Below are 11,770 nucleotides of genomic sequence, written 5' to 3' on the forward strand. Positions count from 1 at the left end.
TTATTGCATATATTATAGAAGTGAATCATGAATAAAGAGATTACCTTAGAAGTTTTTCCTAATCCTCAGGCTTTAGCAGAAGCGACGCTAAGTTTTATTCAGGAAGCATCTGAAAATGCAAAGAAGGCGGGGCGTGTTTTTCGCATTGCCATTTCTGGCGGCACGACACCAAGGCGTTTATTTGCTTTAATTGAGGAAAAGGCACAGCAAGGATTTTCTATTTTATCTGATGCTGAAATTTTCTTTGTCGATGATCGTTGGGTTCCGAAGGGTCATGCTGACAATAATGGCAGTATGGCTTGGGACTATTTTAAAAATAGTGGTATCTCTAGAGAACATTTTTATCCCATCCCCACCGAGGGTATTTCTCCCGAAAAAGATGCTGAGATTTATGAAAATCTTTTAAGAGAAAAATATGGGAAGAATACGCTTGATCCAAAAGAACCTCTTTTTGATCTTGTATTATTAGGGCTTGGCGGTGATGGTCATACAGCTTCTCTTTTCCCTGAAAATGAGATCCTAAATGAAAAAACAGCATGGGTTGGAACTTCAAAACCCCTTGAAGCACCACATCGCCGGATTACACTAACTTACCCTGCGATTGCCAGCACCAGAAATGTTGTTTTTCTTGTGGAGGGAACTTCTAAAGGCGAAATGCTTGCCCGTCTTTTAGAGGGAGATACTTCTATTCCTGCGGGTTGTGTTGTCTCTGAGGGAAATCTCCTTGTTATGGCAGACCTTAATGCAACGGATGCTTTATGAGTGACCTTTCTTCTCAGAAGCAAATGGCAGCAAAAGAGGCTGTTACGCATTTTGTACGTTCAGGCATGACCTTAGGTTTAGGGACAGGCAGTACAAGTAATTATGTTTTAGAAGAAATTGGCCAGCGTCTAAAAGATGGACGTTTAAAAGGGATTAAAGGGATTCCAACCTCTTTAGCGACAGCAGAATTAGCGAAGCGCTGTGGCATTGAAGTTCTTTCTTTAAAAGAATGTCCAAGACCTGAACTTGCGATTGATGGAACAGATCAGGTTCTTATGGGAACATTGGATCTGATTAAGGGGCATGGTGGTGCGCTTTTAAGGGAAAAAATCATTGCTTCTGCCGCTGAAACATTTATTGTTGTGGCAGATTCTACAAAAAAAACAGAGATACTCGGTAAAAATTGTGCTGTTCCGGTGGAGGTGCCTGCTTTTGCATTAGGCGCTGTGGAAAAGGATTTAGTGCAGAGTGGAGCAATTGAAATTACTTTAAGACATAGAAAAGACGGTCAAATTTTCTATTCTGATAATCATAATCCCATCCTTGATTGCCTTTTTGATGCAATATTATCTCCCCAAATATTATCAGATAGGCTAAACTCTATACCAGCCGTTCTAGAACACGGATTATTTTGTAGATTAACGTCGGGTATTTTTATAGGAAGCCCTGACGGCGTAGCGTATTTTTCAGTAAAATGAGATCACTCTCTTCTGAAAAAAGAGGAACGTATTATGAAAGTTTGTCGAACCATAGAGGCACTTCAGAAATTACGTTCTGCCTTTAAAGAAGAAGTTGCCTTTATCCCAACGATGGGAGCTTTACATAAAGGGCATCTTTCCCTTCTTTCTCAAGCAAAGAATTCTGGAAAAAAAACAATTGTGAGCATTTTTGTTAATCGCTCTCAATTTAATCAGCCAGAGGATTTTGACAAATATCCAATGACGGAAAAAAAGGATTTAGCGCTTTTAGAAGCCTATGATCCTGACATTGTTTTTATCCCTTCCGAAGCGGAAATCTATCCAGACGGTTTTGAAAAAAGAGTTTTGGCAGGTAAAGTTGCTCAAATGTGGGAGGGGGCGGATCGTCCAGGACATTTTGACGGGGTAACGACAATTTTAGCTAAGCTTTTTAATATTGTTCGTCCCGATGAGCTTTGGCTAGGGCAAAAAGACGCTCAGCAAGTTGCTGTTGTCGCCGATATAATAAAAAATTTAAATTTTTCAATTTCTTTAAAAACGGCACCGACTGTCAGGGAAGAGGATGGCTTGGCTTATTCCAGTCGGAATATACGTCTTTCAGAATCAGATCGGAAACGTGCGCCAGAAATTTTTAAAGGATTGCAAAAAGTACGTGCTGCTTTTGAAGCCGGGGAACGTAAGAGTAGTACCTTAGAGGAAATATTGCGTCATTCATTTCAGGAAGCTGGATTGCCTAATCCAGAATATGCTGCTTTGGTTCGTTCGCATGATTTCTCTCCTGTTAAAGAAGCGGATGAATCTTCTTTAGCCATTGTAGCAATGTACCTTGGAAAGGTGCGTTTGTTGGATAATATCAAAATGAAAGATGGATACCATGAGTGACGAAATAGAACGGACACCCTCCATAAATCAGGCCAGTAGTGGAATGGGAACGCCCCTAGCACTGCTTGCGTTTTTAACATTTTCAACCAGTGATCTTTGTTCAAAGCTTTTGCACAACAGATTGCCTGCTTATGAAGTTGCTTTCTTTGGCGGATTGCTCGGTATTCTTTTATTTCCTGTTTTATGGAAAAAAGAATACACATTTCGTTCCTTCTTTCCTGTTGGTAAAACAGCATGGTTATTGTGGCTTTTACGTGCATTTTGTGTCTTTGCTGCGACGGCGCTGGCTGTAACAGCTTTTATGCTTTTGCCTTTACCGATAGCTCAGGCATTGATGTTTTTAATGCCGCTTGTAACAGCAATTTTAACGGTCGTTGTTCTACGTGAAAAAGTTCCGTTTTCCACATGGGTTGTTGCTTTAGTAGGGCTTGTCGGAGTTGCTACGGTTGCAGGTCCTGATCTTCTTGCTTCTTTTCAGGAAACATTGCAATCTGGGAAATTTAATGATTTAGGAATTGGTGGACTTTGTGCGATTGGTGTCGCACTTACAGCCGGCGTTAATATTATGGCTGCGCGAGGCTTAAATGGTAAGGCAAATGATCTTAGTATTTACGCTGCTGTTGTCTTTGGACCAATCATTGGAGATGGCATTGTTTTTGGCAATACTTTTGTCATGCCTTCTTCCTTAGATGTTTGTCTTGAACTTTTTGGCTATGGCTTTTTAGCAGCACTTGCACAGCTGTTCTTAATCTATGCTTCGCAAAAAATTGCTGCGGCTAAGATTACTTTAGCTCAGTATAGTCAGCTGATTTGGACAACTGTTTTTGCCATTATTATCTTTAAAGATATGCCTGCCATTCATACTTATGTTGGATTGGGGATTATTCTTCTTTCTGGTGTTTTCGGTGCAATTTTACAAAAGAGAGAAGGGCGTGCTTCTCTCGTTAATCCAGAAGTTTAAAGTCATTCTTCATTTTGGATAAATAGATAGAAAAAGGAGGCTTACTTCAGTTGAAGTTAAGCCTCCTTTTTATTTTGGGAAAATTTCTTTGTGAGATTTAGAAAAAATGGTGAAGGAATGTCAGAAATTTTATATCCAGAGCCGTTTCCCGAAAGAGTTGATAACTAATAATGAGGAAGATAATTCCTGCAATTCTATCAATCCAAAGTGCGATACGGGGGTTGGAGATAAAACGGGAAAAAGAGTTTGCAAGGAGAACCATTGCACCAGAAATAAGCAAGGTATCCAGTGCCATAATCGCCCCTAAAATCAAGCTAAAATAAGCAGGATTATAACCAGGGGGAATAAAAGCAGGAAAAAAGGTTAGGATAAAGATCGCCGTTGTCGGGCTTAAAAGATCTGTTGCAATCCCTTGTTTAATTCCTGTGAAAAATCCGTCAGCAAGATTGAGCGTTCCCTCATTATTCTCTCCGAGAAAAGAGGCTGATTTACTCATAATCATTTGAATGCCAAGCCATGCCAGCCAGAGAACGCCAATGATAGCTAAAATATTAAAAATTTTAGGAGAGACGGCAATGAGTGCGCAGAGTCCAATCGCACTTGCACCTCCCCAAATGAGAGAGCTAATCATAATGCCAAAGACACATCCCCATGCCAGGCGCAAATTTCCCTTTAAAGCAGATCGGAGTACCAATGCCATATCTGGGCCGGGTGAAACCTGAAAGGCTGATTCAGCAATGAAAAATTTTAGGAGATAAGCAGATAGCATAAAAGGAACCTAAGGTAAGGTGGAAGATTAAGAGGAGGTGAGGAGCTTAAGGCAGAGATAGAGAAAGACGAAACCTGTTAGCCAATCAAGATAGCGTGAAATATCAGGGCGTTTGAGAAAGCCAGAAAGAGGACGTGCAAGAAGGGCTAAGGCACTAAAAATAATCAGACATTCGCCCATTGTGATTAACGTCAGCATCAAGCTGTAGAGGGGAGGATTGGCTCCGGCTGGAATAAAAGGCGGAAAAAAAGTAAGGGTAAAAATACCTGTTTCTGGGTTGAGAAGATCTGTAACCATGCCAATTTTAAAGCCGGCATAGAGGCCTGCTTCTTGTGTGTTAGCAAGATTATTTTCCATTTCTGTACCAAAAGCTTTTTCTTTTGGTAGAAACATTTTAATTCCAAGCCAAGCCAGCCACATCGCCGCCACCCATTTAAGGGGCGTATAGGCTTGAGGATAAAGTTTTAGGAGTGCGCAGAGGCCAAGGGCATTTGCTACTCCCCAAGCAAAAGTACTAAAAAGAACTCCTGCAATGACACCAAAAGCCGTTTTTAGTCCTTCTCGAAGGGTACTGCTTAAAACAAGAGCTGTATCTGTTCCTGGAGAGGCCATTACGAGCGTGGATGCGATAAAGAAATCCCATAGTGAAGTATGCATGAAAAATCCAAGTAAATTTATTTGATTATTATATTGAAAATTAAATTTCTAAGTAAGCAAAAGCGAAGAGTAAGAAAAAATCTTTTGGAATGCTAGGTATATTTTTACATTAGAAATTTAGAAGAAGAGAAATTATGCGCCATCGTCTATTCGTCGTGCATCTTTTTCCCAAAGCGCATAAAAATGGTGAACAGGACCGCAACCCTGACCAATTTTCAATAAGTCGGCATGCTGTATCGCATGGTTTAGCCAATCTTTTGCTTGGATAACGGCTTCACTTAGCGGTTTTCCCTGCCCTAAAAGGCTAGCGATAGCAGCGGAGAGAGAGCATCCTGTGCCATGCGTATTTTTGGTTTTCCAACGTTTACCTGGGATAGCGAGTGTTTGCGATGGCGTAATGAGTAAATCTGTGCTGTCTTGCGCTTCAAAATGCCCCCCTTTCATTAAAATGGCATTGGGGCCGAATTTTAATAAAGATTTTCCTTGGGCTTCCGCTTCTTCTAAAGAGGTGGCTTCTTTTTGTCCTAATAAATCGGCTGCTTCTGGAAGATTGGGCGTTAAGATCGTTGCTAGGGGAAGTAATTTTTTCTTTAGAACATTGAGAGCTTTTTCTTGTAAGAGGCGATGACCACTTTTAGAGATCATGACAGGATCAAGAATGATTGGGAGTGTAAGGTCTTTAATTTGTTTATAAACCGCCTCTATAATATCTGCGGTACCTAACATTCCAATTTTGATTGCATCAATATGAATATCTTCTATCAACGACTGAATTTGTTTTGCAACGAAATCAGCAGGAACAGGAAAACTTTCTTGAACGCCTTTTGTATTCTGTGCTGTTAAACAGGTAATGACCGCCATTCCATAAGCATGAGAGGCGGAAATAGCCTTTAGGTCTGCCTGAATACCTGCACCGCCGGAAGGATCAGACCCTGCAATGCTTAAAATATTGGCAACCATGTTCATTCCTTAAAATTTGATATGATATGTTTGTATTAAGCTAAATTTTTCCATGTCCGAGAAAATAATGCGATAGCTTCGGAAGGATTTTTATTCTGGCTGATTGCACTAATAACAGCAATACCTTTTGATCCTGCTTTTTTTAAAGGAGATAAATCTTCTAAGACGATGCCGCCAATGGTAATGACAGGAAATTTGGTTAAAGAAATAATTTCTTTGATTCCCTCAAAACCAAGCGGGAGATCATGGTCTTTTTTTGATGTGGTTGCCCGTAAAGGGCCAACCCCAATATAGTCGATCTGACATTTTGGAATAGATTTTAGCTGCCTAGGTGCTGTAATAGAAAGTCCAAGAATCATCTTGCAGCCAATTTTTTGGCGAATATGTTCGATATTTCCATCCTTTTGCCCAACATGCAGACCATGTGCCTGAACTTGGATGGCCACATCAATACGGTCATTGATAATAAGCCGGCAAGGATAGGGAGCGATGGCGTTTAAAATTTCTTTTCCCCATAAAATCATTTGCGCATCAGAAGCTATTTTATCTCTGAGCTGTATAACAGAAGCGCCATTTTGGGCCGCTTGTTTTGCCTGTTCAATAACAGAAAGAGAAGCGTGTCTATCCGTTATGACGTGTAGACCTTCGAGATGTTGTGTGTGGGATGTCATAAGAATTTCTTAAGAAGGGAGAAGGTAGGTTTTGTAAATTTGTTCTTTTGAAAGATTAAAAAGTGTGTCTAAGAATAAATTTTGGAAACTACCAGGGCCACGTGCGAGCTTGGCAGCGATTTCACCGGAAATATTGTAAATTAAAAAGGCTACTTTTGCGGCTTCAAAAGCAGGCAGTTCCGTTAAAAAACCGGCAAGAACAGAACTTAGCGCACATCCTGTTGCTGTAATTTTTGTCATTAAAGGATGGCCATTTTGATTTTGAGAAAAATCAGTGCCATTTGTGATATAGTCTTTTGCGCCGCTAACAACGACGATATTCTTATGCTCTAAAGCGAGGGAACGAGCAGCATCATGCGCTTCTTCAACTTTATTTTGACTATCAATGGCCGCATTTTGAGCTGTTTCACCAGCCAGCGCTAATATCTCACTCGCATTGCCACGAATGATATTGGGCTTGAAGATGATGAGATCTCGGCAGGCTTGCCGACGAAACAGGCTAGCGCCAACCCCCACAGGATCAAGAACCCAAGGTTTCTTGTGATGTTTCATATTTTCAACAGCTCTCAGCATGGATTTAAGCTGACGGGTGTGAAGGGTTCCGATATTGATTGAAAGCGCTTGAGAGATGTTTGTAATCTCTCTCATTTCAACATCTTCATCTGCCATAAGCGGGGAACACCCTAAGGCAAGTAGAATATCAGCTGTTCTTTGAGAGGCAACTTGGTTGGTGATGTTGTGAATGATGGGGGATTTTTGACGTAAAAGCATCAGGGTTTCAAAGGCAGAATCAAGAAACGGCAGTGCATTATTATTTTTGATCATGCTTAAAACTTTGAATTTTTGAGAGATCATGGTGGACTCGGCGCGATTCGAACGCGCGACCTTCGCCTTCGGAGGGCGACACTCTATCCAGCTGAGCTACGAGTCCATAATGCCAACACATTTTTAAAATGTCGGTGGCGTGCCTTCTTTTTTTACTACCTAAAAGATTTTGACGCTTTTTACCAGTCATTTTAGCATTTTTCTCTCTCCGGGGGCGTTTTCTTTTGAATAAGGTAAGACAAAGCTCGCCTTCCTTTGGTAAAGCTAGGGAAAGAAGAAAGATGCGCTGTCATTTTATTTGTCTTAAAGGCTGAGTTTTAGAAAAAGAATAGGGGATATTAAGGGCAATGGTAGACGAGATGAATTTAAGCAGCTTAGATGATTTCGATAAGGTCGGAGAGCAGGAAAGTGATATTAAAAAGCTCTTACTCATAGATGCTTCTGGCTTTATTTTTCGTGCCTTTTTTGCCTTTCCACCTTTAAATGCACCTGATGGAACCCCTGTGAATGCGGTTTATGGCTTCTGTAATTTACTCTTAAGAACTCTCAATAAACATCCAGATTGGGTTGTCGGTGTTGTTTTTGATTCCAGTCGAAAAACGTTTAGATCCGATATTTATCCAGAATATAAAGCGCATCGTCCGCCAGCACCTGAAGATTTGATCCCTCAATTTGCGCTCATTCGTGAGGCTTCGGAGGCCTTTGGTCTGCCACCGATCGAATTGGAAGGCTGGGAAGCCGATGATTTAATGGCGAGCTATGCTAAAGAAGCAGTGACGAGAGGGCAGCATTGCAAATTAATTTCGTCTGATAAGGATTTAATGCAACTCATCCGCCCTGGCGTTGAGCTTGAAGACCCGATGAAGCAAAGACCTGTTGGTATTCCTGAGGTGGAAAAAAAATTCGGCGTACCACCGCATCTTGTTACGGCAGCGCAATCTTTGATTGGTGACAGTACCGATAATGTTCCAGGTGTCCCGGGGATTGGCCCCAAAAATGCGGCACAGCTTATACATGAATATGGTGGCTTAGAAGAGATTCTTGCAGCGGCGCCGGAGATGAAAAAGTCGAAACGTCGGGATAATCTCATTGAATTTGCAGAGCAGGCACGGATTTCCTTAAAGCTCGTTACATTGGATGAAGATGCGCCGCTACCTTTACCTATTTCCGGTTTGAAACATCCCGATGTCAAAAGTGAGAAATTACAGACTTGGCTTGAAAAACTTGGGTTTAATTCTTTAATTTCGAAATTAGGAACGGGAAAAAAAGCGCCACTGAAAACAGAGCATTCACCTTCATTTGAAATGCAAAAATCAGCCTTGCAAGATGTGGTAGAGGCTGTGGAATGGAACAAATATCAGCTGATTAAAGCAGAAAGTCAGCTCATAGAGTGGATTGAAAAGATTAAAACTTCTGGGAAAGTTGGCATTTGGGTACAGCCTCTTTTCCAAGATCGATTTGTTGTCGGGATTGGCGGGATTGCTTTGTCTCCAGAAGAGGGGGAGGCTGCTTTAATTCTTTTCCCATCGGAAGCTCAAGAAGGTGGGGATTTGTTAGTAGAAGCGCCAGCTTTGTCAAAAGAGAAGATCATTTGTCTTTTGAATCCTCTCTTTGCGGATCTTTCCATTTTAAAAGTCTTTTACGATCGTAAAGAGCAAAATCGTTTGCTCAGAAAAGCTGGTTTTGTCGATGTTACGCCAAGTTCAGATGTACAGCTGATTTCTTATGCGCAATCAATGGGAGAGTTTTCGCATAAATTAGAGAAAATGGTGGAAAGAAATTTCCAAAAAGAACTTTCTGAATATGGTGATAAGGCAGATCGCCAGCGTCAAAAACGTTCCCTCTTAGAAATTAAGCCGGAAGAGGCATTGGATTATTGTGGGATGCGTGCAGATGCAATTTTGCGCCTATGGCATCAGTTGAAACCTTCTTTAAGAATTAAAAAAGCCCTTTCTTTTTATGAAGAGATGGATCTTCCGCTTTCCAGCGTCTTGGAGAGAGTTGAGGATAGAGGCATCCTTGTTGATAAAATGGAACTCGCAAAAATCTCTCAAGAGCTGATGGAAAGAATGGAAGTTCTTTCCCAAAAAATTTTCAAGGCCGCAGGGCGATCTTTTACGCTTGGTTCGCCGAAACAGCTTGGGGAGGTTCTTTTTGATGAGATGGGGTTGCCGGCACCGAAAAAGACAAAAACAGGTGCATGGTCAACAGATGCGTCTATTCTCGAAGAGCTGAGTGAAAAAAATTATGAAATTTGCACGCATATTTTAGAATGGCGTCAGCTTGATAAACTAAAAAACACTTATGCGGATTCATTGCCCAAAGAGATTAACCCTGAGACGGGGCGGGTGCATACCAATTATCAAATAGCCTTAACGTCAACAGGACGTTTTTCTTCCATAGCGCCAAACTTACAGAATATTCCTATTCGTAGTGCTGAAGGCGCAAGAATTAGAAGTGCCTTTATTGCCCCCAAAGGGCGCAAATTGATTTCAGCCGATTATTCACAAATTGAATTACGCTTAATGGCTATTGTTGCCAAAGTTGAACCGCTTTTGGAAGCTTTCCGCTTAGGGCAGGATATTCATGCAAGGACGGCTTCGGAAGTTTTTAATCTTCCTTTAGAAGGAATGGATCCTCTTGTAAGGCGTCAAGCCAAGGCAATTAATTTTGGAATTATTTACGGTATTTCAGCTTTTGGATTGGCCTGTCAGTTACAAATTTCAAATCTTGAAGCCAAGAAATATATTGAGGCCTATTTTACACGCTATCCCGGTATTTTAGATTATATGGAAAGCACAAAGGATTTTGCCAAAGAACATGCATATGTTCTTACGCCTTTTGGACGTAAATGCCATATTCCTGAAATTCAGGCAAAAGGAGCGCGCAGGGCAGGTGCAGAAAGACAGGCAATTAATGCGCCGCTTCAAGGGGGAGCCGCAGATATCATGCGCCGTGCGATGATTGCGGTGGAAGACAGGCTTTCAAAAAGCGGTTTAGACGGTAAAATGATTTTGCAAGTGCATGATGAGCTTCTCTTTGAAGCTTCCGACGAGGATGCGGAAAAGGTAGCAGCTCTCGCTAAAGAGGAAATGGAAAATGTGGTTAATCTTCCCATTAAATTAGAAGTTGAAACAGGGATCGCTCAAAATTGGGCTGCGGCACATTAAAGACGAGAAGAAAGATAAGTTCGATGAATGCGTTACCTGAATATTCCGTCTCTGCACTTTCTAAAGAGATTAAAGACACGCTCGAAGGGAAGTTTTCACGTATCCGTGTAAAAGGTGAAATTACAGAACTGAAATTTTATCCTTCAGGGCATATCTATTTTTCCTTAAAGGATGAGGGGGGAAAAATTTCAGGAATTGTATGGCGTAGTCAGGTTCCCAGACTAGGACTTTCTCCTGAAAATGGTTTGGAAATTGTGGCGACAGGTCGGGTATCGGCTTATGGAGAGCGTTCTTCTTATCAGTTTATTGTCGAAAGATTTGAATATGCGGGAGAGGGTGCAATGCTTGCCCGCATTGAAAAGCTTCGTCAAAAATTACTGCAAGAGGGGCTTTTTAACCAAGAATATAAAAAGCCTTTGCCTTATCTCCCTTTGAAAATTGGGGTCATTACCTCAAGTGCGGGGGCTGTTCTCCAAGATATTCGAACGACCTTAGAACGCCGTTTTCCCAGAGAGATTCTTTTATGGCCCGTAGCTGTTCAAGGCACAGGCGCAGCGGCACAAATTACAGAAGCAATTAAAGGCATGAGTGCCTTATCCAATCCGCCCGATATTTTGATTGTCGGGCGAGGGGGCGGCTCTTTAGAGGATTTGATGGCTTTTAATGAGGAATCCGTGCTGAGAGCTGTTTTCCAGTGTCCCATTCCTGTTATTTCAGCCGTTGGGCATGAGACAGATACCACTTTGATTGATTTTGTCTCTGATCGCCGTGCACCGACCCCAACGGCCGCCGCTGAAATGGCTGTCCCTTTACGGAGTGAAATGCTTTCCGACATTGCGCATCGGCATGTTCGCCTCCGCCAAGGTTTTGGACGTTATTTGCAGAATCGCCATTTAGCACTGCAAAATAGATCTGGTCGTTTGCCAAATTTGCAGCATCTTTTAGATGGCGTAAAAATGCGGTTAGAGGATCGCTCACAACGTTTGAGTGAGGCACTGCCAACTTATTTAAAAAGCTTACGTCAGCAAGTGGAACAAGAGGGTAGAAACCTCAAGCCAATGATAGAGCATGTTGTGCAAATGGCGGTAGGAAAGTTTAACACTCTGCCTTCTCCAGAGATACCAACACGTCGCTTATTTTCGAATAAACAGAAATTATTAGAGAGTAAACAATTACAGTTAGAGGCATTGTCACCTCAGGCCATTCTAGAACGTGGTTTTTTGCTGATTGAAGATGCAGAGGGGAAAATTAGATCCAGATCTGCAGAAATTCCTAAAAATTCGAGGGTAAAACTCGTTTTTTTTGACGGGAAACGTGAGGCTGTGCTGGATGTAAAAAAAGAGGAAACCCCTAAAAAGAAAGTGCTAAAACAAAAAGGGCTGCCATTGGAAAATGGCAACCCTCGTTTGCTTTAG

The 11,770-nt window shown here is 41.6% G+C and carries 11 protein-coding genes and 1 tRNA gene; 6 read left to right on the plus strand and 6 right to left on the minus strand.

What is annotated here, in order from left to right; all coding sequences use genetic code 11:
- Positions 1-27 precede the first annotated feature (27 nt).
- The 4 genes from pgl to FAI41_08340 are packed head-to-tail and all read left to right on the plus strand — an operon-like array spanning position 28 to position 3,303.
- Positions 28-762 carry a 6-phosphogluconolactonase gene (gene pgl / locus FAI41_08325; GenBank protein QCE33584.1) on the plus strand — a complete coding sequence of 245 codons (735 nt, stop codon included), beginning with the start codon at positions 28-30 and terminating at the stop codon, positions 760-762.
- Complete coding sequence (rpiA, locus tag FAI41_08330) at positions 759-1,460, plus strand: ribose 5-phosphate isomerase A (GenBank protein ID QCE33585.1); 702 nt, start codon at positions 759-761, stop codon at positions 1,458-1,460. The genes pgl and rpiA overlap by 4 nt, the downstream gene beginning before the upstream one ends.
- Positions 1,461-1,493: 33 nt before the next feature.
- Positions 1,494-2,342, plus strand: a complete 849-nt coding sequence (locus tag FAI41_08335) for a pantoate--beta-alanine ligase (GenBank protein QCE33586.1) — start codon at positions 1,494-1,496, stop codon at positions 2,340-2,342.
- Positions 2,326-3,303 carry a DMT family transporter gene (locus FAI41_08340; protein QCE33587.1) on the plus strand — a complete coding sequence of 326 codons (978 nt, stop codon included), beginning with the start codon at positions 2,326-2,328 and terminating at the stop codon, positions 3,301-3,303. The genes FAI41_08335 and FAI41_08340 overlap by 17 nt, the downstream gene beginning before the upstream one ends.
- A gap of 97 nt (positions 3,304-3,400) precedes the next feature.
- Here the strand turns inward: FAI41_08340 and FAI41_08345 are convergent, their stop codons facing one another.
- The 6 genes from FAI41_08345 to FAI41_08370 all read right to left on the minus strand — a co-directional run bounded on the left by FAI41_08345 (position 3,401) and on the right by FAI41_08370 (position 7,291).
- Positions 3,401-4,072, minus strand: a complete 672-nt coding sequence (locus FAI41_08345) for a LysE family translocator (protein ID QCE33588.1) — start codon at positions 4,070-4,072, stop codon at positions 3,401-3,403.
- 27 nt (positions 4,073-4,099) lie between these two features.
- Positions 4,100-4,729 carry a LysE family translocator gene (locus tag FAI41_08350; protein ID QCE33589.1) on the minus strand — a complete coding sequence of 210 codons (630 nt, stop codon included), beginning with the start codon at positions 4,727-4,729 and terminating at the stop codon, positions 4,100-4,102.
- Between the two features lie 132 nt (positions 4,730-4,861).
- Complete coding sequence (thiD, locus tag FAI41_08355; GenBank protein ID QCE33590.1) at positions 4,862-5,695, minus strand: bifunctional hydroxymethylpyrimidine kinase/phosphomethylpyrimidine kinase; 834 nt, start codon at positions 5,693-5,695, stop codon at positions 4,862-4,864.
- A gap of 29 nt (positions 5,696-5,724) precedes the next feature.
- Positions 5,725-6,360, minus strand: a complete 636-nt coding sequence (thiE, locus tag FAI41_08360; GenBank protein ID QCE33591.1) for a thiamine phosphate synthase — start codon at positions 6,358-6,360, stop codon at positions 5,725-5,727.
- A 9-nt stretch (positions 6,361-6,369) separates the two neighbouring features.
- The gene (gene thiM / locus FAI41_08365) at positions 6,370-7,215 is read right to left on the minus strand and encodes a hydroxyethylthiazole kinase (GenBank protein QCE33592.1); all 846 of its coding nucleotides are present in this window, start codon (positions 7,213-7,215) and stop codon (positions 6,370-6,372) included.
- Positions 7,215-7,291, minus strand: a tRNA-Arg gene (locus FAI41_08370). The genes thiM and FAI41_08370 overlap by 1 nt, the downstream gene beginning before the upstream one ends.
- A gap of 253 nt (positions 7,292-7,544) precedes the next feature.
- Here FAI41_08370 and polA point away from each other — a divergent pair.
- Positions 7,545-10,355 carry a DNA polymerase I gene (gene polA, locus FAI41_08375; GenBank protein QCE33593.1) on the plus strand — a complete coding sequence of 937 codons (2,811 nt, stop codon included), beginning with the start codon at positions 7,545-7,547 and terminating at the stop codon, positions 10,353-10,355.
- Positions 10,356-10,378: 23 nt separating this feature from the next.
- Positions 10,379-11,770 (plus strand): exodeoxyribonuclease VII large subunit, encoded by a 1,392-nt coding sequence (locus FAI41_08380; protein QCE33594.1) that lies wholly within the window; start codon positions 10,379-10,381, stop codon positions 11,768-11,770.

Source organism: Acetobacteraceae bacterium, from assembly GCA_004843165.1.
Classification (GTDB): Bacteria; Pseudomonadota; Alphaproteobacteria; order Acetobacterales; family Acetobacteraceae.

Coding starts and splice junctions, on each gene's coding strand:
- pgl (QCE33584.1), top strand. CDS start 28: ATGAATAAAGAGATTACCTTAGAAGTTTTTCCTAATCCTCAGGCTTTA.
- rpiA (QCE33585.1), top strand. CDS start 759: ATGAGTGACCTTTCTTCTCAGAAGCAAATGGCAGCAAAAGAGGCTGTT.
- FAI41_08335 (QCE33586.1), top strand. CDS start 1,494: ATGAAAGTTTGTCGAACCATAGAGGCACTTCAGAAATTACGTTCTGCC.
- FAI41_08340 (QCE33587.1), top strand. CDS start 2,326: ATGGATACCATGAGTGACGAAATAGAACGGACACCCTCCATAAATCAG.
- FAI41_08345 (QCE33588.1), bottom strand. CDS start 4,072: ATGCTATCTGCTTATCTCCTAAAATTTTTCATTGCTGAATCAGCCTTT.
- FAI41_08350 (QCE33589.1), bottom strand. CDS start 4,729: ATGCATACTTCACTATGGGATTTCTTTATCGCATCCACGCTCGTAATG.
- thiD (QCE33590.1), bottom strand. CDS start 5,695: ATGAACATGGTTGCCAATATTTTAAGCATTGCAGGGTCTGATCCTTCC.
- thiE (QCE33591.1), bottom strand. CDS start 6,360: ATGACATCCCACACACAACATCTCGAAGGTCTACACGTCATAACGGAT.
- thiM (QCE33592.1), bottom strand. CDS start 7,215: ATGATCTCTCAAAAATTCAAAGTTTTAAGCATGATCAAAAATAATAAT.
- polA (QCE33593.1), top strand. CDS start 7,545: ATGAATTTAAGCAGCTTAGATGATTTCGATAAGGTCGGAGAGCAGGAA.
- FAI41_08380 (QCE33594.1), top strand. CDS start 10,379: ATGAATGCGTTACCTGAATATTCCGTCTCTGCACTTTCTAAAGAGATT.